Genomic DNA, 21,910 nt, shown 5'->3' with positions numbered 1-21,910 from the left:
GTTCCTTTTTGCTTATTCATTATATTGATAAAGGAAACCAATAAATAAATTTAGCATTTAAGGTTATTAGATAGAGCCAACAGGTCTTTAATTCGCCTTCTAGTCGTGAGATACCCTCTCAATATTAGAAATATTATCAAAGAACAATAAAGCACAGATAAGTGCTTCGCTTTTTTAAGGCAGGATAAATGAGCAATCAACCTCCATTATTATCAATGCTTCCATTAACCTCGGAGCAATTGAGTAAATTAAAGGACGCAACAAAAGATCTCTCAACAGCGCAAATTGCGTGGTTATCTGGCTATTTGTGGGGGCAGCTTAATCCTTCTGTTGTATCCGCATCGACAGCGGTTAATTCAGTACACGTACCAGAGCAGGAAACCATTACATTGATCTCTGCTTCTCAAACGGGTAATGCGCGTCATCTTGCCGAACAGTTACGAGATAATCTGGTTGCTCACAAATTGAATGTAGAACTATATTCCGCAGGTGAATATAAGTTTAAGCAGATCCATAAAACAACAACCTTGATCATCATTGCATCGACGCAAGGTGAAGGTGATCCTCCTGAAGAAGCGATAGCTTTTTATAAATATCTGAACTCTAAAAAAGCCGCTGAAATGAAAGAAACGGCTTATGCAGTATTGAGCTTAGGTGATACCTCGTATGAGCATTTCTGTAAGGCAGGAAAAGACTTTGATGAGCGAATAGCACAACTGGGCGCAACTCGTTTATTACCAAGAGTTGATGCCGATGTTGAATATCAATCTGTTGCGGATGAATGGATAAAGCAGCTTACAGAACTCTTAAAAGCAAGAGTACCAGAACAAAGTACGCAAATCCTGCAACAAACACAATCAGGTACGACGGATACAATTGAGTCATCTATTTATCATCGAGATGCCCCTTTTACTGCTACATTACTGACTAATAAAAAAATCACAGGCAGAAATTCAGATAGAGATATTCGCCATATTGAAATCAGCCTTGAAGGTTCTGATTTACAATATCAACCGGGCGATGCGCTAGGCGTTTGGTTTAATAACTCACCTGAAAAAGTTGATGAACTTATTGCCTTGTTGTGGCTAAAAGGTGATGAACCTGTCACGTTAAAATCTCAAACATTCACCTTAAAAGAAGCGTTGCTGCATCATTGTGAACTAACTCAAAATAGCGCACCTATCGTAAAAGCCTATGCCCAATTGACGCGCCATGAAGATCTATTGTCATTGGTAGCTGATAAAACTAAGCTTCAGCAATATGCAGACAAACATCCTATTAATGAGATGGTGCGTCAATATTGTGCTCAACCCACGGCACAAGATTTTGTTGATATTTTACGTCCACTAACTCCTCGCCTTTACTCTATTGCATCGTCACAACAAGAAGTAGAAGACGAAGTACACCTTACTTTAGGGGTTGTACGTTACGACGTTAACTCGCGTACTTATACTGGTGGAGCCTCTGGTTTTTTAGCCGATAGCTTAAAAGAAGGTGATAGCGTCAATGTTTTTATCGAAAAAAATGCACATTTTCGTCTCCCTGAAGATAACACCGCACCTGTCATTATGATTGGTCCAGGTACTGGAATTGCACCTTTTAGAAGTTTTATGCAGCAGCGCGAAAATGACGCTGCAACAGGTAAAAACTGGTTATTTTTTGGTAATCCTCATTTTGTAGAAGATTTTCTCTATCAAGTGGAATGGCAACGTTATGTCAAAAGCGGTCTGTTAACTCATATCGATTTAGCATGGTCACGAGATCAAGCACATAAAATTTATGTACAAGATAAATTACGCGAACGTGGTAGTGAGATTTGGCAATGGTTACAGCAAGGTGCTTATCTTTATGTTTGTGGTGATGCATCTCGGATGGCAAAAGATATTGAACAGGCGTTGTTAGATATTGTGATGGAGTATGGCAATAAAAATATTGAAGAAGCAGATGAATACTTAAGTGAGCTACGCCTAGAACGGCGTTATCAGAGGGATGTCTATTAAATGAAATCACACACTCAAGCGCCCTTAGTGGTTGAAGGGAAACTGGCTGATAGTGAACGCATGAAAAAAGAGAGTCACTTTTTACGCGGCACTATTACAGAAGACTTAAAAAATGGTTTAACTGGTGGCTTTGAAGGCGATAACTTTTTGTTAATTCGCTTTCATGGCATGTATCAGCAAGATGACAGAGATATTCGTGCTGAACGTGCGGAGCAAATGCTAGAACCTCGCCATGCCATGATGCTACGTTGCCGTTTACCTGGCGGCATTATTTCGCCTAAACAGTGGCTTAGTATTGATAAGTTTGCGACTGAAAATACACTTTATGGCAGTATTCGTATTACTAATCGTCAAACATTTCAATTTCATGGCATTTTAAAAGGTAATGTAAAACCCGCACATCAGATGCTTGCAGCAACAGGGTTGGATTCTCTAGCTACTGCGAATGATGTTAACCGTAATGTCTTATGTACTTCAAACCCAGTGCAATCTTCGTTACACCAAGAAGCGTATGAGTGGGCGAAAAAAATATCAGAACACTTATTACCTCGCACTCATGCTTATGCGGAAATTTGGTTAGATAAAGAGAAAGTTGCAACCACAGACGAAGAGCCTATTTTGGGGGAAACCTACTTACCACGGAAATTTAAAACGTCAGTGGTGATCCCTCCTCATAATGATGTTGATCTTCATGCGAATGACATGAATTTTATTGCGATTGCTGAAAATGGGCATTTAGTCGGTTTTAATGTACTTGTGGGGGGCGGTTTAGCTATGACACATGGCGATAAGAAGACCTTTCCTCGCTTAGCCAGTGAGTTTGGTTATATCCCTATTGAGAATACATTGGCAATTGCAGAAGCGATTGTGACAACTCAGCGTGACTGGGGAAATCGAACTGAACGCAAAAATGCAAAAACAAAATACACATTAGAGCGTGTTGGCGTAGAAACGTTTAAACAAGAAGTTGAACGCCGTTCGGGGGTGACTTTTGAGGCTATTCGACCTTATGAATTTACCCATCGAGGCGATCAAATTGGTTGGTTAAAAGGTGTTGATGATAAATGGCACCTGACTTTATTTATTGAAAGTGGACGGCTGATTGATACGCCTGATGCTCTATTAAAAACGGGAGTGGCGGAAATTGCCAAAATCCATCAGGGTGATTTCCGACTGACTGCCAATCAAAATTTGATTGTGGCAGGTGTACCAGAAAGTGAAAAAGCCAATATTGAAGCGATTGCTCGTCGATACGGTTTGATTAATAGTGAAGTTACAGCACTGCGTGAACATGCAATGGCGTGTGTTTCTTTCCCAACTTGCCCATTGGCAATGGCAGAGGCAGAACGCTTTTTACCGGCATTTACTGATACACTTGATAGCTTAATGGCTAAACATGGTGTGAGTGAAGAGCATATTGTTGTGCGCGTAACGGGATGCCCAAATGGCTGTGGTCGAGCAATGCTTGCAGAAGTTGGGCTGGTGGGGAAAGCACCTGATCGCTATAACTTACATTTAGGCGGTAATCGCATCGGGACACGTATTCCGAGAATGTATCGCGAAAATATTACCTCACAAGAAATCATCTCAATACTTGATTCACTGATTGGTGAATGGGCAGTTTCTCGTCATAACAATGAAGGTTTTGGTGATTTTCTTATTCGCACTGACGTTGTTAAACCCGTACTTAATTCTGCGATTGATTTTTATGAAGTGCAGGAGGCGGTATGAGTCTATTTCAGCTTGCTTCGCTAAAACAGTTACCTGTTGAAGAGCAGGCACATGCTTTGAGCCAGATTAATCAACGGTTAGAGCAATTAAGCGCCATTGAACGGGTTACTTGGGCTTTAGATAATTTACCTAAAGCCTTTGTATTAAGCTCCAGTTTTGGCATTCAAGCCGCGGTTTGTTTGCATTTAATGACAAGACAATACCCTGATATCCCCGTGATTTTGACTGATACAGGTTACTTATTTCCTGAAACCTACCAGTTTATTGATAGTCTAACGCAGCAGTTACAACTTAACTTGAAGGTCTATCGAGCTGAAATATCTTCATCTTGGCAAGAAGCGCGTTACGGCAAACTTTGGTTAGAAGGCATTGAAGGTATTGAGCGTTATAACCAGATAAATAAAGTAGAGCCAATGGAAAGAGCTTTACGTGAATTACAGGCTCAAACGTGGTTTGCAGGCCTTCGTCGTCAGCAATCTAAAAGTCGTGAACATTTACCTGTGCTTTCAATCGCAAAAGGGATCTTTAAGTTTTTACCCATCGTAGATTGGGATAATAAGAAAGTTTATCAATATCTTAAAGAAAACGACTTACCTTACCATCCTTTATGGGAGCAGGGTTATCTCTCAGTGGGAGATATTCATACAACTCGAAAATGGGAAGAGGGTATGAGTGAAGAAGAAACACGATTTTTTGGCTTAAAACGCGAGTGTGGATTACACGAATAACGTCATTATCTGCCAATAAATAGTTGGGTAATAGAGCTTATCTATTGCCCTTTTTGTCATTTTTAAAAATCATAACTATTTGAAAATATTTTATTTTTCCTTATTCCTTTCTGTTCCATTACATATCTTTTTGTCATTTCATAACCCTTAAAGCACCTTTTATAGTCGTTAGTTATAAAGTGAACAACGAAGGTGAAATGCGCGTATGGATTACCTACCCTTATTTGTGGAATTAAAAGAACGCCCAGTGTTATTGGTTGGTGGTGGTCATGTTGCTGCGCGTAAAGCTTTGCTGTTATTAAGAGCAGGCGCTCGCTTAAGAGTGATTGCACCTCAGTTGTGTGATGAATTACATCTTGCTTATCAGCAAGAAAAAATTGAATGGGTATCAGCCAAATATCAATCTGAATATCTATTAGGAATGATGCTTGTGATTGTGGCAACTGATGACAGTGTGATTAATCAGCAAGTTTATCTTGATGCACAAGCACGGCATATTTTTGTCAATGTTGTGGATTCACAACCTCAATGCTCATTTATCTTTCCCGCCATTATCGATAGAAACCCCATTTTGATTGCGATTTCATCGGCAGGAAAAGCCCCTGTTTTAGTGCGAATGATACGTGAAAAATTAGAAGCTTTATTACCAAACTCATTAGGCACAATGGCAACAATTGCTGGAAAATGGCGCAATAAAGTGAAACAGCAATTAGGCTCGTTTCAAGCGCGTTGCCGTTTTTGGGAGCAAGCGTTTAGTGGCAAATTTGCCGCTTTAGTGGCAAGTGATCAACTGGCACAAGCAGAAGCCTTGCTTGCACAACAATTGAAACAAAAAGAGATCCAACAAGGTGAACTAGCATTAGTTGGGGCAGGGCCCGGTGACGCAGGATTATTAACACTACGCGGCTTACAGGTTATTCAACAAGCCGAAGTTGTGCTCTATGACAGTTTAGTGAGTCCAGAGGTTTTAGAGCTTGTTCGTCGTGACGCTGACACTATTTGTGTAGGTAAAAGAGCGGGGCACCATAGTGTTTCTCAAGAAGAAACCAATGCGCTGATGGTGAAATATGCGCAACTTGGTAAACGTGTTGTCCGATTAAAAGGGGGCGATCCCTTTATTTTTGGACGAGGTGGCGAAGAACTAGAGGTTGCAGTACAACATGGCATTTCATTCCAAGTTATTCCTGGGGTTACTGCGGCAAGTGGCGCAAGTGCATACGCTGGTATTCCATTAACGCATCGTCAATACGCACAAACTGTCACCTTTATGACAGGACATTGTAAACCCGACGGAATAGAGCCTGATTGGGCTTCATTAGCGCAGGCGAACCATACGCTAGCAATTTATATGGGAACAACAAAAGCCGAGCTTATTAGCCAGCGTTTAATTAAACTCGGGCGTTCTCCATTAACGCCCATCGCGGTGATTAGTTGTGGTACACGTCGTGATCAGCAAGTTTTCACGGGAAATCTAACACAATTAGCGCAGTTAGCCGAAAACGCGCCAATGCCCGCTTTATTAATTGTAGGGGAAGTCGCGGCACTACATCACCAACTTGCGTGGTTTGGTGATAGACAATCCCAATCAACATCATCAATCCATTCACCTTTGGTTCATTTTGCCTAAAACGAGGTTGTTATGAATGAAACACAATTAACACATCTTCAGCAATTAGAAGCAGAAAGTATTTATATTCTGCGCGAAGTTGTCGCTGAATTTGAAAATCCCGTCATGCTTTATTCAATAGGCAAAGATTCCTCGGTGATGTTGCATTTAGCTCGCAAGGCGTTTTATCCCGCGAAATTACCTTTTCCTTTATTGCATGTTGATACTGGCTGGAAATTTCGAGAAATGTATGAATTTCGAGATAAAACGGCTAAAGAATATGGCTTTGATCTTAAAGTTTATCGAAATCCGCAAGGTGCAGAACTTGGGATCAATCCATTTATTCATGGTAGTGCAAAACACACGGATATCATGAAAACAGAAGGACTAAAGCAAGCCTTAGACAAATATGGTTTTGATGCGGCATTTGGTGGTGCGCGCCGTGATGAAGAAAAATCACGCGCCAAAGAGCGTATTTATTCGTTTAGAGATAGAAAGCATCGCTGGGATCCGAAAAACCAACGACCTGAATTATGGAAAAACTATAACGGGCAGATTAATAAAGGTGAAAGTATTCGTGTATTTCCGCTATCTAACTGGACGGAACTCGATATTTGGCAATATATCTATTTAGAGAATATCGATATTGTTCCTCTCTATTTTGCCAAAAATAGACCCGTTATTGAACGTGATGGCACCTTAATTATGGTAGATGACGACAGAATTGATCTAAAACCGGGTGAAGTGATCACACAGCAACAAGTGAGATTTAGAACGCTGGGATGCTGGCCATTAACGGGTGCTATTCCTTCACAAGCAGAAACGTTACCCGCCATTATTGAAGAAATGCTGATTTCCACCAGCAGCGAACGACAAGGGCGTTTAATTGACAGTGATCAGTCGGCCTCAATGGAACTGAAAAAGCGCCAAGGTTATTTTTAATCGGAGGAAATATGGGACTTTTAGCCATAAAAACGAATCAACTTGTCGCGGGTGAAATCGCACAACAAGGCGGTGTAGATCGCTATCTTAAGGCTCAACAGAATAAAGGATTACTGCGATTTCTAACCTGTGGAAATGTTGATGATGGAAAAAGTACATTAATAGGACGTTTACTTCATGACACAAGGCAGATCTACGAAGATCAGCTTTCTACATTACAAAATGAAAGTAAAAAGATCGGTACTCAAGGTGAAAAGCTCGATCTTGCTTTGCTGGTGGATGGATTAGCCGCAGAAAGAGAGCAGGGGATCACGATTGATGTTGCTTACCGCTATTTTTCAACGTCAAAACGTAAGTTTATTATTGCTGATACGCCTGGGCATGCTCAATATACTCGCAATATGGCGACAGGAGCATCAACAAGTTCACTTTCTATTCTGTTGATCGATGCTCGAAAAGGCGTACAAGAACAAACACGGCGACACAGTTTTATCAGCACACTCCTTGGGATCCGTCATTTAATCGTAGCGATCAATAAAATGGATCTGGTGGATTATCAGCAAGCGACCTTTGATTCGATCCTGCAAGATTATCTTAAATTTGCCGATCAACTCCCAACAGATCTTACTATTGAATTTGTCCCTATTTCCGCCCTTGATGGTGACAATGTGGTTTCTCCCTCATTGAATATGCTTTGGTATCAAGGAAAAACGCTACTTTCATTATTAGAGGATGCACCAGTTAAATTAGGTTCAGATCCGCAAGCATTGCGTTTTCCTGTGCAATATGTGAATCGTCCAGATTTAGATTTTAGAGGATACAGCGGTACAGTGTCTTCAGGTGTGCTTTATCAAGGGCAAAAAATCAAAGTATTACCTTCAGAAAAACATACAACGATTACACGTATTGTCACTTTTGATGGTGATTTAACGCAAGCTAAAGCAGGGCAAGCAATCACATTGGTTCTGGCAGATGAAATTGATATTAGTCGAGGGGATATTATCGTTGATGATAACGATACAACCGCCAATATTAGCACTCATGCGTTAATTGACGTGGTGTGGATGTCAGAGCAGCCTTTAGTGCAAGGTCATACTCTGGATATCAAAATTGCAGGTAAAAAAAGCCGCGCCAAAATAGAAAATATTCATTATCAAGTGGATGTAAATAAACTCACCCAACAAGTCACAGATAACTTAAGTTTAAATGCGATTGGTAGTGTTGAAGTCTCATTTGAAGAGCCTCTGGTGCTGGATAACTATCAAGTTAATGCTGATACTGGAGGATTAATACTGATTGATCGACTAAGCAATGTCACCGTAGGCGCTGGACTTATTCGAGAAACGAGAGATAACGCGATACAAACTATGACGCAATATGATGCTTTTGAAGTCGAGTTAAATCAGCTTATCCGTCGCCACTTTCCCCATTGGGGCGCAAGAGATCTTCTTGGAGGAAAATAGTGGTGATAAGCAACGATATTGTTTGGCATCCTCATAAAATTGGATTAAATGAACGCGAATCACAACAAGCATACAAAGGATGTGTGCTTTGGTTTACAGGGTTATCTGGTTCAGGTAAATCCACACTTGCCGATGCGTTAGAGCAAGCACTTTATCAATATTCACAAAAGCATTCGCCTATTCATAGCTATTTATTAGATGGGGATAACTTACGCCATGGTTTATGTTGTGATCTTGGGTTTAGTGCCGAAGATAGGCATGAGAATATTCGCCGTGTGGGGGAAGTGGCTAAATTGATGGTCGATGCGGGACTTATTGTCTTAACTGCTTTTATTTCTCCTTACCAAAAAGACAGACAACAAGTTAGAGATCGCTTTGAGCGAGGAAGATTTATTGAGATCTTTGTTGATACACCTCTTTCTATTTGTGAAGCCCGTGATCCGAAAGGGCTTTATCAAAAAGCAAGACGTGGAGAGATAAAACAATTTTCAGGTATAGATTCGCCTTATGAACAGCCCATTGATCCTGAATTACATTTAGACGGCACACTTTCTATAAGTGAACTAATCCAACAAATCCTCGCTTACCTACAGCAAAATCAAATCTATCGTGAGTTTTAGGACGACATTACATTATCTCTACACAAACACCCTATAAAAGGAGGGGATGTGTAGAGATATTATGGCTATTTAAGATTTTCAACCACGCATACATTTACTGATGAATTCAGTGTATAGATCCTTATCTTAATAAGAAAAAATCACACCTTAGTCTGAATTTTATAGAAGTTACCCACGTTTATAGTGAGGAAAATAGGAATAATAATGTAATATATTCCAGCACTTTTGTGGCGTCTGTTGTTGAGTTGTGGGATGATTAGCCCATTAATCTTGGGGGTGGTAATGGGGAAATTAACAGTCTTACTTCTGATTTTACTTGGTTGGCTACAATATTCATTGTGGTTAGGTAAAAATGGTATCCATGATTACAACAAAGTAAGTCAAGAAGTTGAATCTGCATTGGCGCAAAATACGCAGTTAAAAGAGCGTAATGATCGTCTATTTGCAGAGATTGATGACCTCAATGGCGGGCAAGAAGCGTTAGAAGAACGTGCTCGTAGTGAATTAGGAATGATAAAGCCTAATGAGACATTTTTCCGTATTGTGAGCGATAAATCTCAACCACGTCGTTAATTTATTGAATTAATAGTGTGCCCTGATACAAATATCATAATGAATATAACAAACTCAACTCTTCCTATTGTTGCCGTTATTCCAGCGGCTGGTATTGGAAGTCGAATGCAATCAGTCTGCCCAAAACAATATTTGAAAATTGGCGGATTGACTATTCTTGAACATACCATTAATGCTTTATTAAAACATCCACGTATAACGCAAATTATCGTGGCGATCAGCCCTAATGACAGCTATTTTCACACTTTACCTTTAGCGCAAGATGAAAGAATAATTACGGTTAATGGTGGTGGTGAACGCGCTGACTCTGTATTGTCAGGTTTAGAGTATGTCACTCAACATTTTTCTGAAAATACATGGGCGTTAGTTCATGATGCAGCAAGACCTTGCCTGCATTTTGGCGATCTTGACCATCTTATTAAACTCATTGATGAAAACGTTATGGATCCACAATTTTGTGGTGGCATTCTTGCGACACCTGTTCGCGATACAATGAAACGTAGTCATCAACAAGATAACCATATTGAACAAACAGTAGAAAGAACAACCCTATGGCATGCTTTAACGCCACAATTCTTTCCTGCATTGTTATTAAAACAAAATATAGAAAATGCACTCTCACAAAAAGCAACGATCACTGATGAAGCCTCAGCGATGGAGTTTGCTGGATATGAACCTTTATTAGTTAAAGGTCGTGCAGATAATATTAAAGTTACTCAGCCAGAAGATTTAGCGCTTGCAGAGTTTTTCCTCTCACGCCAAATCACCAGTATAAGGAACACATAATAAAATGAGAATTGGACACGGTTACGACGTACATAAATTTGGCGGTGAAGGCCCTATTATTATTGGCGGTGTCAGAGTTCCTTATGAACAAGGGCTGTTAGCTCACTCTGACGGCGATGTAGTATTACATGCAGTTACAGATGCTATTTTAGGCGCAGTGGCAATGGGTGACATTGGCACATTGTTTCCTGATACCGACCCTGCATACAAAGGTGCAGATAGCCGTGTACTCCTTCGTGAAGCCTTCTCACGCGTAAGAGCAAAAGGTTACCGAATTGGTAATTTAGATGTCACGATCATTGCTCAGGCTCCAAAAATGCTACCTCATACACCACAAATGCGCGTCAATATCGCAGAAGATCTTCATTGCCATGTTGATGATATCAATGTGAAAGCGACCACAACAGAAAAGCTTGGATTTGTCGGTAGAAAAGAAGGTATTGCCTGTGAAGCCGTTGTTTTACTAATGAAAGAGTCATTACCTGAATGAGTGATTTACCCGAACTCCATTGGTTACATGGAAAACCACAAGCAACAGGTTTATTAAAGTCAATCCCTGAAGATTTTATTGTCTGTGAAGATCTTGGCTTCACCCTTGATGGGGAAGGCGAGCATGTCATGGTGAAAATCAGAAAAACAGGTTGTAATACGGCTTTTGTTGCTGAAAAATTAGCAAAATTTGTTGGTATCCATCCTCGTGATGCCAGCTACGCTGGTCTAAAAGATAGAAATGCAGTGACTGAACAATGGTTTTGTCTGCGAATGCCGGGTAAAGAGATGCCCGATTTTAGTCAGCTTGTTTTAGAAGGTTGTGAAATTCTAGAAACGACTCGCCAACAACGTAAATTACGTATAGGAACGCTAAAAGGTAATCACTTTACATTGGTGTTACGAGAAATTTCTGATCGCGATTTTGTTGATACTCGATTAGCGCAAATAAAAGCAAAAGGTATTCCTAACTACTTTGGTGCTCAACGATTCGGTCGTAATGGTGATAATTTACGACAAGCCATGCGTTGGGCAACGGACGAAATCCGCGTAAAAGAACGAGGAAAACGTGGCTTTTATCTCTCAGCAGCTCGTAGTGCGATGTTTAATCATATTGTCAGCACAAGATTGGAATATGATTTATATTCAAAAGTGATACTCGGTGATGCAATGCAGCTTCATGGAAGAGGTAGCTGGTTTGTTGTTGATGAAGCAGAATTGGCTCAAACACAAACTCGTTATGAAGAGCATGATGTTCATATTACGGCACCTTTGCCGGGTAAAGGTGATTTAGGTACACAATCACAAGCATTGGATTTTGAAACTGAAAATCTGGCAGAATATGAAGCCTTCTGGTCACTAGCTCGACAAGAACGCGTTGATAATACAAGACGTGCTATCAATGTATTACCAGAAAATATGTCATGGAATTGGGTAGACGACACCACTGTTTCTCTGTCATTTTTTTTACCCGCAGGAAGCTTTGCAACTAGCGTTGTACGTGAATTAATTTTATTAGGGAATGATGATGCTGAAAATATTGGTGAGTAATGACGATGGTGTGATGGCGAAGGGGATACAGACTCTCGCTAAAGCATTGCGCCAGCGTTATGATGTACAAATTGTTGCACCTGATCGTAATCGTAGTGCTGCATCTAATTCTTTAACAATTGACAGACCTCTACGTAAGCAAGAGCTTGAGAATGGGGATATTGCGATTGTTGAGGGAACACCGACAGATTGCGTTTATCTTGGTGTAAACCATTTAGTACGTCCTCGCCCTGATATTGTGGTTTCTGGTATTAATCATGGTCCTAATTTGGGTGATGATGTTATTTATTCAGGTACTGTTGCAGCGGCAACAGAAGGGCGTTTTTTAGGTTTACCTGCCATTGCTGTTTCACTTGATGGTGAAACGCACTTTGAGACCGCCGCTCAAGTGACTTGTGAAGTTTTGGCAATGTTACAACAAGTACCGTTAAGAGCGGGAAATATTCTCAATATTAACGTACCTGATATTCCTCTTGATGAAGTAAAAGGTTTTCGTATTACACGTTGTGGTAGTCGTCATGCTTCACAACATGTTTATACACATACTGATCCTCGAGGAAATAGTCTTTATTGGATTGGGCCTCCAGGTGAAAAAAATGATGTAGGCCCTGATACAGATTTTGCTGCTGTTGACGAAGGTTATGTATCGATAACCCCATTACATGTCGATTTAACAGCCTATAAAGCACTTGATTTACTACAAAATTGGTTAAATAAAGCAGAGGTCAAAAAAACATGTTAAGTCGGTCAATGAAAGACTTACTGACAATGTTAAAACAGCATGGCATCAAGGATGAGAGCCTGTTGGAAGCAATGAGTAAAGTACCAAGAGAGCTTTTTATTGATGAAGCGCTTTCTCATAAGGCTTATGAAAATACGGCTTTGCCTATTGGCAATGGGCAAACTATTTCACAGCCTTATATTGTTGCCAAAATGACAACGCTACTGGAATTACAAAGTACCGATTCTGTATTAGAAATTGGTACAGGTTCGGGATATCAAACTGCAGTATTAGCAAATTTAGTTCATCATGTTAGTTCCGTTGAGCGTATAAAGATATTGCAATGGCAAGCTAAACGGCGCTTTAAACATCTTGATTTACATAATATCTCGACACGTCATGGTGATGGATGGGAAGGTTGGTCATCAAAAGCTCCTTTTAATGCCATAATAGTGACAGCGTGTGCAACAGAAGTACCACAACAGTTATTGATGCAGTTAGCCGATGGTGGCAGGATGATCATACCTGTTGGTGAACAACAACAAATACTGAAGTTTATCCGACGTTTAGGTAATGATTTTCACTATCAATCTATAGAAACTGTTAGATTTGTTCCTTTAATCGCAGGTGAGTTAGCATAACTTCCAGATAAATCTGACCGTTTTTTATTACTGCTTTTTAATAGCTTGTCGTAATCTGCACTAATAAATGAAACATTTTCAAAAAATTGCAGTCTTTTTGTTTAACTCGACAAATTGCTAGATGCTAATGCCTTTTTAAAGGGAGAAGGAAGTATGAATTCAGAAAGCCCAATTAAGCATGTCCGCTGGGCAATCATGTGTTCGGTAATTGGATTTGCATTAACAGGCTGTGCAGATACACCTTATCGTCCTGCGCCAATTACCTCTGTAAATGATAGCTCTTCAAATAATACGGTATCAACAGCACCTGTGATGACTAGCAGTAATGCGACACCTATTGAAAGAACTACCCCCTTACAATCGTCACCTCCTCCTTCTATTAAGGTGAACTCCGCTTCGACTAATGGAGGCGTGGTTCAGTCTCAAAGCCAGCCTCGCTCTCAAACGTCAGTTGCGGCTCAAAATGTAAACACTGATGGTTCTGGACGCATTGTGTATAACCGTAACTACGACAGTATTCCAAAAGGAAACTACAACGGTAATACGTACACCGTAAAACGCGGTGATACTATGTTCTATATCGCTTGGATAACTGATAGTGATGTAAAAGAACTAGCATCAATGAATAACATCTCAGAACCTTATAGCTTAAACGTAGGGCAGGTGTTGAATATTGGTAACCGTCAGGTCAACACGGGTACTAATACCAATGTCAATACATCGGTTATTAATCAATCAAGTAGCGCTGGTGTTCAAACGGCACACACTAAACCAACAAACAATGGTGCTATGGGACCATTGATTACTAAACCGGCAACAACACCACCAAAAACAACGACACCGCCACCAACAACGAATACAAATACTACAACTGCTGCAACACCAGCACCAACGGCAGCTTCTGGTAAGTGGATTTGGCCTGCGCAAGGTAATATTATTGAAAGTTACTCAAGTGCGCCTGGCGGCAATAAAGGTATTGATATCGGTGGTACAAAAGGTTCACCAATAGTTGCCACTGCTGCGGGTAAAGTGGTTTATGCAGGTAGCGCATTACGCGGCTACGGTAACCTCGTTATCATTAAGCATAATGACGAATACCTCAGTGCGTATGCACATAACGACACCATTTTGGTGCGTGAACAGCAAAATGTGAATGCGGGTCAGCAAATTGCCACAATGGGTAGCTCTGGAACCAGTTCTGTCCGACTACACTTTGAGATCCGCTATAAAGAAAAATCACTCAATCCAATGAGTTATTTACCCAAGAAATAAATAAGTGATTTTTTACTCGCATAGTGAATAATCCTAAAGTTAAGCCCTCTCCTTTACAAAAAGGAGAGGGCTTTTTCTTATCTGTAATTAATTAAAATATTGAAACAAAATAAATTTTATCTAAGTATAAGTGCTTATTAAAAGATTATTAAAAATGAGAGATCAATATAAAATTATAGATAACGTTAAATTAGACGGTTGATTCTCAACCAATGAATGCGTATGCTAAAAATTGTTATATAAAAAATGAATAAAGATTCGTTGTTATTAAAAGATGGACTATAAAATAACCCCTTGTTTAGGTGGATATTTCCTTTATTAGATTATCTTTTTAATAATAGTACGTAATAAAAATTATTGGATATTATTTTATTATTATGGGTTTTTATTTGTTTTTTTAGATGTAAGTAGTCACAAATAGCGCATCAAATAGAGTAATTTTACGTATAGATAAATGTACGTAAAATATAATAAAAAAACTGTTAATAACCTGCACTCAATAGTTAAGTTATATATTGAATAAAGAAAGAATAAAATTAACAGTAAAATAGATTATGTTATCTTTTATTTTGTAATTCGTTACAAGGGAAAATCAGTAAACCCGTTGTGTCGTGACACAGCGATAAACTGGTAAACAGACTTTAATCATGAGTCGTTTACCTAAATTATCAAGGGTAGGAGCAGCTGATGAGCCAAAGTACGCTAAGAGTAGACGAGTTATATACAGATGAAATTGAAGAGAACATGGAAGAGTTCGATGAAGTTGCTGCAAAAGAGGCAGAAAATGAGTCTGATGCTCAAGACGAAATTGAACTTATTGAAGGAGTCAACCAGCGTGCGCTCGATGCAACTCAGCTTTATTTAGGAGAAATTGGTTATTCTCCGTTGCTGACCGCTGAAGAAGAGGTTTTCTTTGCCCGTAGAGCGCTACGTGGTGATATTCCTTCAAGACAACGAATGATAGAAAGTAACCTACGTTTAGTTGTTAAGATTTCTCGTCGTTATACAAACCGAGGACTTGCTCTTCTTGATCTTATTGAAGAAGGGAATTTAGGTCTTATTCGTGCTGTTGAAAAATTCGATCCTGAAAAAGGTTTTCGTTTTTCAACTTATGCGACATGGTGGATACGTCAAACAATTGAACGTGCCATTATGAACCAGACCCGCACTATCCGCCTTCCCATTCATATCGTTAAAGAGCTGAATGTTTATTTAAGAACGGCAAGAGAATTAGCACATAAACTCGATCATGAGCCTAGTGTTGAAGAAATTGCACAAACATTGGATAAACCAGTTGAAGATGTGAGTAAAATGCTGCGTTTAAACGAACGTATTACTTCTGTTGATACCCCTATTGGGGGTGATTCAGATAAAGCATTACTTGATATTATCTCTGACGAAAATGAAGAAGGGCCGGAAGCAACAATTCAAAATAATAACCTCAAGGAAAATATCATAAAGTGGTTATTTGAATTGAATCCTAAGCAACGTGAAGTATTAGCACGTCGTTTCGGGTTATTAGGCTATGAAGCAGAAACTTTAGAAGATGTTGGTAGAGAGATTGGTCTGACAAGAGAAAGGGTTCGTCAAATTCAAGTTGAAGGACTACGTCGACTAAAAGACATTCTACAAAGTCAGGGATTATGTATTGAAGCACTTTTCAAAGCATAGTTAGCCACCCAATTTCTGTTTATAGCTTTAATTGACATATTGTTATTACCAAAGCCGATTAGTGGGTTTGCTAATCGGCTTTTCTTTATCTTGTATTATACGATTCAAAACGATAAAACAAGAGCGCAGTCTTGTACCTCGTCAGCCTGATGAAAGTAATAAAGGAAGATATGAAAGATTATTTTTTAAACGTTAAACTAGAGCGTTGCGATTTTAGCCAAAGTAAAATCTCTCCAAAGGGAATGGTGAGATTAATAGCATCAGGTAAAAACTTTTATCTTAATGAAGCTGATTTTGCTAACTCTCAAGATTTTCTTAAACGATTAAAACAAGGTGATGAGCTTAAAATCTGTGCAGAATTACTGAAAGATGGCAGTTTCTGGGTGCAATGGATTTATCATGATACAAAAGGAAGATTGGAGCCTGAACGAAAATTCACGCTAACAGCAAAACAGAAAAAATGGTTATTGATTGCATTTTTTCTGACCGTGATTGGAGGCTGGTGGAGTTATTTCTCGTTAATTTATTTAGAGCCTAATTTCTTTATCATTATCACAATGATTATTTCATTTGGTGCTGTCATGGCTGGGATCAGTTATATCGGAGAAAAAGTTTATCGCTATTTTCAGCGCACCAGCCCCAAACATAGAAAGAGAATAAAGGCGTTGGATAAAGTCATCGCCAAGCAAGCATTGATAGCTCCAGATGGCGAGCAACTCATTATTACTGGAATAAAATCAGCACCATTACCTTCATTTACCTTGAGTAAAAAGTCGTTTCCTCAAATAAAGCAAAGTAAAGTACAGCGAGTTAGAGGAATAATACAAATTCATAGTATTAATAGACTTCAAATACATTCCCGCAATAGCGAGACTGTAATAATGCAAATATCCTGTCTGATTAATAAACATCCTTTTGTATTAAGTTATAGAGAGCGCTTATTTTATTCTGATCATAATTTGTTTCTTGCTGATGGCGATGATGTTGAATTGTTCTTTTGGCAAGCTGAAGATAAGAACTCAGAGCCTGTTATCTTAGGGGTTTATAATCATACAGATAATGGCGCTTATTCAATTTCAGGACAAATGTATATTGGGCATCAGCGCACATATTGTTTATCGCTGTTAATAACCGCATTAGTCAGTATTTTTGTGTTCTCAATGGTTGCTGGTTTATCTATTTCCGATGTTTATGATAATGGAAATTATTGGGATAAATGGGATTGGTATTCTATTGGTGATGCTTTTTTAGGAATGGGTATTATCTATGGTTTAATCATGAGTGGCTTTGCCTTTTTAATTGCATTGTTTTCAAACCTTTATATTTTGTTTTCAGAAAAAGGTAATAGTAGTTATCAAACCCATTTTTTACTTCAGCAACAATGTGTTGAGAACAAGCGACCGCTGTATATTACGGAGCTGCGTCAATGAATCCTTTTTTCCGTAAGCCTTTTATCATCATCACAAGCTTATTTATTTTAAGCTTACTGCTCTGTTATGGTGTGCTTTTTCATGGTTTTGCCTCTAAGTGGCAATGGAAAAATGAAAACGCCTCTGAGTTATCTTCATATCCTTATTCTCGTTATGATTGGCGTAAGGTTTTTTATGCTGCTAGTGGGATATTAATTAAGACTGAATCTGATAGTGGGCGATATGACGTAGATATTTATGGTCGACTTCACCGCCAAGATAATCAGAGAAAATATACGCTGTACTTTTCTGACAAAGAAGGCACACGCTTTGTATCACAAGGCCAAGGTAGCTTTTATAACGCTTATTGCGTTCTTGATAAGTGTGTATTATTTACAGAACAGGGGCGTCAAAATATAGATTTAGCAAAGTTTACAGTCGCAGATTTAATGCCTTGGCAAGAGACTAACGCTGGCTATTATCGCTTCCCTTTAGCGCTTATCGGTGGAAAATTACTGTTTTCACAAACAACATCACAATTAGTATTAGTTGATAATAAGACGATACTGACAAGTTTAGATGAAGGTGAAAGCTGGGAATATTCAGTTAATACAGAAGATCGGGTGAAGCAGTATTACGCTGAGGATTTCGGTGAGTTTACACAATTTCATTATGCCCTTTCAGGTGATTCTCTGGTTATTTTTTACAATCATCATTACACAACAAACACGTTAGAAATCACGCTAAATTTAGTGAATAAAGAAGTAACAAAAACACGCTGGCTTCCTTTGCGTGTTAAAGAGGTTGCTCAAAATGATAAAGGTGATATCTATTTTATTGCTCAACATGCTTCTCGTGATCTCTATTCTGTGGTTCAACGTCAAACTGATGGAAATTTAAAAACTTTCTATGAAAGTGGTTATAAATATCTAAATGATTTGATGATAAGTAATGATGATTTGATTTTAAATAAAGGTCGTAACGATGATCAAACTACGCTAGTTTTCTCATTAAAAACAAAAAATTATACTTCTTATGAGAAAATTAATGACGATATGATGTTTAATCCTGCTTTATCTTCATTTATTCGTTTGTTTGATAATTACGGCGACGAAGATACTTTACTATTATTGGGTGAACGACTGAAATATAGCCATGCTTTTATTAAGTAGAGTTGTATTTATCTCTGACTATCTCTGTTTGATAAATTATAAAAAAAACCATAAAAAAGCTCTGTGAAATCAAACAGAGCTTTTTTTATTATCAGTATGTTGTACTGTTTATGGCCTATTTTGCCATCTCTTTTAAACGATAAAGTTGTTCTAATGCTTGTCGTGGTGTTAGGGCATCAGGATCGATTTTATCCAACGCTAATTCAATCTCTGAAGGTTCCGCTTCTGTTAATAACATCAGCTGTGATGTTTCAACATGACCAGAGCCGGAGTTGCCTGATAGCATTTCAAGCTCTTTTAATTTTTGCTTAGCTCGACGGATAACTTCTTTTGGAACACCCGCCAATGCAGCAACAGCTAAACCATAGCTTTTACTTGCCGCACCTTCTTGCACACTGTGCATAAAGGCAATTGTGTCACCATGCTCAACTGCGTCTAAGTGAATGTTTGCAGTACCTTCAAGTTTTTCAGGCAGTGTGGTTAATTCAAAATAGTGGGTTGCAAAGAGTGTCATTGCCTTAATTCGATTTGCTAAGTTTTCAGCACAGGCCCAAGCTAGAGATAGCCCATCATAAGTGGATGTACCTCGACCGATCTCATCCATTAAGACCAAGCTGTTTTCAGTCGCATTATGCAAAATATTAGCTGTTTCGGTCATTTCAACCATAAAGGTAGAGCGACCTGAAGCAAGATCATCAGAAGCACCCACACGCGTAAAGATACGATCGACTGGACCAATTAAAGCTTTTTCAGCAGGGACAAAGCTACCAATATAAGCAAGTAAAGTAATTAATGCAGCTTGGCGCATATAAGTACTTTTCCCTCCCATATTAGGGCCTGTAATTATCAGTAAGCGACGTTGAGGGGATAATTGTAATGGATTTGAAATAAAAGGTTCGCTAAGGACTTGTTCAACAACAGGGTGACGTCCCCCAGTGATCAGAATACCTGTTTTCTCACTCAATTCTGGGCGAGTATAATTTAATGATTCAGCACGTTCTGCAAGGTTAGAGAGAACATCTGTTTCAGCTAAAGCCTCAGCACTACTTTGTAATGCTGCAAGGTGAGGTAATAGCTTTTCAAAAATCTCTTCATAAAGCATTTTTTCGATAGCTAATGCCTTACCTTTAGAGGTTAATACCTTGTCTTCATACTCTTTTAATTCAGGAATGATATAACGTTCAGCATTTTTCAACGTTTGACGACGAACATAGTGCATAGGCACTAAATTGCTTTGCCCACGACTGACTTGAATGTAATAGCCATGTACACCATTAAAGCCAACTTTAAGTGTATCAATACCCCATTTCTCACGTTCACGAATTTCAAGTTTATCAAGGTAATCACTTGCGCCATCGGCTAATGCGCGCCATTCGTCTAATTCGGCATTATAACCAGAGGCAATAACACCTCCGTCACGTACTAATACAGGTGGTGTTTCAACAATGGCATGTTCAAGTAATTCACATAATTCATCAAACTGGCTAATGCGCTTTTGTAATTCTTTAATGTAAGGCATATCGGCTTGTTCAAGCACTTGATGAATATCGTGATATTGCTGAAATGCATGACGCATACGGGAGAGATCACGAGGACGTGCTGATCGTAACGCTAAACGGGCTAATACGCGTTCTAAATCACCGACTTGGCGTAAAAAAGGCTGTAATTCAAAATAGAGCGGTTGTAATGCACTAATTGCATCTTGGCGTTTGATAAGTTGTTCACGTTGGCGTAATGGCGAATGTATCCAACGTTTTAGCATACGACTGCCCATCGGGGTAACGCAAAGGTCGAGTACAGATGCCAATGTGTTATCAGTGCCCCCTGCTAGATTTTGTGTTAATTCGAGATTACGACGAGTTGCGGCATCTAAAATAATTGAATCTTGAGGGCGTTCCATCGTGATGCTACGGATATGAGGGAGTGCAGTGCGCTGTGTATCTTTCACATATTGTAATAAGCACCCAGCGGCGCAGAGTGCTAAATGTGCATTTTCAACACCAAAACCTGTTAAATCACGAGTACCAAATTGCAGATTCAGTTGTTGTTTTGCTGTTTCTGGTTCAAATTCCCAAATAGGGCGACGGCGTAGACCTTGCTGGCGCTCAATAAGAGCCATTGACTCAAAGGTTTCTGGATAGAGCAATTCGGCTGGGTGGGTGCGTTGTAATTCGGCAATCATGCTTTCACTATCTGGCATTTCAGTAACACGAAAACGACCTGATGTGATATCTAACGTTGCATAGCCAAAAGCACCATTTTTGTCTTGCCAAATTGCGGCTAAAAGGTTGTCTTGACGCTCTTCAAGTAAGGCTTCATCAGTCACTGTACCTGGCGTAACAATACGAATAACTTTGCGCTCAACAGGACCTTTACTTGTTGCAGGATCACCAATTTGTTCACAAATGGCGACAGACTCGCCTAATTGCACCAATTTAGCGAGATAGTTCTCAACGGCGTGATGAGGAACACCAGCCATAGGAATAGGTTGGCCCGCAGACTGACCTCGTTTTGTTAATGAAATATCTAATAAGCGAGAGGCTTTTTTAGCATCATCAAAAAACAGTTCATAAAAGTCACCCATACGATAAAACAGTAAGATTTCAGGATGCTCTGCTTTAAGCTTAAGATACTGCTGCATCATTGGTGTGTGGGAGTCTAAATGTTGAATGTCAGTCATGTTGTTGTCTGTCTTAACGTATTGAATTTTGAGTTATTTGTGAAAATCTGTTGTTACACTGCATTTCGTTCTATTTCACAAGCTTTGCACGATCATATCACAAGGTTTCAGTCAGTTGTTTTAATGATACAAATATCTTTTTAGACCGAAAGCGAAATAATTTTAATCACTATAATATCGTTGATTAACCCTCAATGACAATCCACACTTTTTCTGAAAACTCTTTAATTATCCGATAGTAAGTATTGATGGAGATAATGTTTTAACGCAATAGTGAGGAAAGATATACGCTTTTTTAAACATAAAATATAAATACGCGGGTCATCAAAGCAAAACAAGATATTTAAGTGCATAAC

At 39.1% G+C, this 21,910-nt stretch carries 18 protein-coding genes; 17 read left to right on the top strand and 1 reads right to left on the bottom strand.

Annotated elements, in window-relative coordinates; all coding sequences use genetic code 11:
* Positions 1-188 precede the first annotated feature (188 nt).
* The 17 genes from cysJ to ACNARN_RS17825 all read left to right on the top strand — a co-directional run bounded on the left by cysJ (position 189) and on the right by ACNARN_RS17825 (position 18,874).
* Positions 189-2,000 (top strand): NADPH-dependent assimilatory sulfite reductase flavoprotein subunit, encoded by a 1,812-nt coding sequence (cysJ, locus tag ACNARN_RS17905; RefSeq protein WP_416304791.1) that lies wholly within the window; start codon positions 189-191, stop codon positions 1,998-2,000.
* On the top strand, positions 2,001-3,731 hold the full coding sequence (gene cysI, locus ACNARN_RS17900) for an assimilatory sulfite reductase (NADPH) hemoprotein subunit (RefSeq protein ID WP_416304790.1): 1,731 nt from the start codon (positions 2,001-2,003) through the stop codon (positions 3,729-3,731).
* On the top strand, positions 3,728-4,459 hold the full coding sequence (locus tag ACNARN_RS17895) for a phosphoadenylyl-sulfate reductase (RefSeq protein ID WP_416304789.1): 732 nt from the start codon (positions 3,728-3,730) through the stop codon (positions 4,457-4,459). Before cysI ends, ACNARN_RS17895 begins: the two co-directional genes overlap by 4 nt.
* Before the next feature lie 205 nt (positions 4,460-4,664).
* A complete protein-coding gene (gene cysG / locus ACNARN_RS17890) occupies positions 4,665-6,086 on the top strand; it encodes a siroheme synthase CysG (RefSeq protein WP_416304788.1) in 1,422 nt (473 codons plus the stop codon).
* A gap of 12 nt (positions 6,087-6,098) precedes the next feature.
* Positions 6,099-7,007 carry a sulfate adenylyltransferase subunit CysD gene (gene cysD, locus ACNARN_RS17885; protein ID WP_196571036.1) on the top strand — a complete coding sequence of 303 codons (909 nt, stop codon included), beginning with the start codon at positions 6,099-6,101 and terminating at the stop codon, positions 7,005-7,007.
* 11 nt (positions 7,008-7,018) lie between these two features.
* Entirely contained in the window at positions 7,019-8,470 is a 1,452-nt protein-coding gene (cysN, locus tag ACNARN_RS17880) for a sulfate adenylyltransferase subunit CysN (RefSeq protein ID WP_349443380.1), read from the top strand.
* The gene (gene cysC / locus ACNARN_RS17875; RefSeq protein WP_416304787.1) at positions 8,470-9,090 is read left to right on the top strand and encodes an adenylyl-sulfate kinase; all 621 of its coding nucleotides are present in this window, start codon (positions 8,470-8,472) and stop codon (positions 9,088-9,090) included. The genes cysN and cysC overlap by 1 nt, the downstream gene beginning before the upstream one ends.
* A 282-nt stretch (positions 9,091-9,372) precedes the next feature.
* Positions 9,373-9,663, top strand: a complete 291-nt coding sequence (ftsB, locus tag ACNARN_RS17870) for a cell division protein FtsB (protein WP_196533953.1) — start codon at positions 9,373-9,375, stop codon at positions 9,661-9,663.
* Positions 9,664-9,702: 39 nt separating this feature from the next.
* On the top strand, positions 9,703-10,449 hold the full coding sequence (gene ispD / locus ACNARN_RS17865; RefSeq protein WP_196533954.1) for a 2-C-methyl-D-erythritol 4-phosphate cytidylyltransferase: 747 nt from the start codon (positions 9,703-9,705) through the stop codon (positions 10,447-10,449).
* Between the two features lie 4 nt (positions 10,450-10,453).
* Positions 10,454-10,939, top strand: coding sequence for a 2-C-methyl-D-erythritol 2,4-cyclodiphosphate synthase (gene ispF / locus ACNARN_RS17860; protein ID WP_023582677.1), 486 nt, complete (start codon positions 10,454-10,456; stop codon positions 10,937-10,939).
* Positions 10,936-11,988, top strand: coding sequence for a tRNA pseudouridine(13) synthase TruD (gene truD, locus ACNARN_RS17855; RefSeq protein ID WP_416304786.1), 1,053 nt, complete (start codon positions 10,936-10,938; stop codon positions 11,986-11,988). Before ispF ends, truD begins: the two co-directional genes overlap by 4 nt.
* Positions 11,966-12,730, top strand: a complete 765-nt coding sequence (surE, locus tag ACNARN_RS17850; protein ID WP_088494730.1) for a 5'/3'-nucleotidase SurE — start codon at positions 11,966-11,968, stop codon at positions 12,728-12,730. Before truD ends, surE begins: the two co-directional genes overlap by 23 nt.
* Complete coding sequence (locus tag ACNARN_RS17845; protein WP_075673789.1) at positions 12,724-13,350, top strand: protein-L-isoaspartate(D-aspartate) O-methyltransferase; 627 nt, start codon at positions 12,724-12,726, stop codon at positions 13,348-13,350. The genes surE and ACNARN_RS17845 overlap by 7 nt, the downstream gene beginning before the upstream one ends.
* A gap of 153 nt (positions 13,351-13,503) precedes the next feature.
* Positions 13,504-14,622, top strand: coding sequence for a murein hydrolase activator NlpD (gene nlpD, locus ACNARN_RS17840; RefSeq protein ID WP_198620874.1), 1,119 nt, complete (start codon positions 13,504-13,506; stop codon positions 14,620-14,622).
* 687 nt (positions 14,623-15,309) lie between these two features.
* Entirely contained in the window at positions 15,310-16,293 is a 984-nt protein-coding gene (gene rpoS, locus ACNARN_RS17835) for an RNA polymerase sigma factor RpoS (protein ID WP_023582671.1), read from the top strand.
* Between the two features lie 170 nt (positions 16,294-16,463).
* The gene (locus tag ACNARN_RS17830) at positions 16,464-17,723 is read left to right on the top strand and encodes a hypothetical protein (RefSeq protein ID WP_349443381.1); all 1,260 of its coding nucleotides are present in this window, start codon (positions 16,464-16,466) and stop codon (positions 17,721-17,723) included.
* The gene (locus tag ACNARN_RS17825) at positions 17,720-18,874 is read left to right on the top strand and encodes a hypothetical protein (RefSeq protein WP_416304785.1); all 1,155 of its coding nucleotides are present in this window, start codon (positions 17,720-17,722) and stop codon (positions 18,872-18,874) included. The genes ACNARN_RS17830 and ACNARN_RS17825 overlap by 4 nt, the downstream gene beginning before the upstream one ends.
* A 115-nt stretch (positions 18,875-18,989) precedes the next feature.
* On the opposite strand, the gene mutS is transcribed toward ACNARN_RS17825, so the two are convergent.
* Entirely contained in the window at positions 18,990-21,554 is a 2,565-nt protein-coding gene (gene mutS, locus ACNARN_RS17820) for a DNA mismatch repair protein MutS (protein ID WP_198620871.1), read from the bottom strand.
* Between the last annotated feature and the right edge of the window lie 356 nt (positions 21,555-21,910).

This window comes from Proteus sp. TSJ240517 (assembly GCF_047921575.1).
In the GTDB taxonomy this organism is placed as follows: domain Bacteria; phylum Pseudomonadota; class Gammaproteobacteria; order Enterobacterales; family Enterobacteriaceae; genus Proteus.
This window is presented reverse-complemented; position numbering and strand designations above follow the sequence as displayed.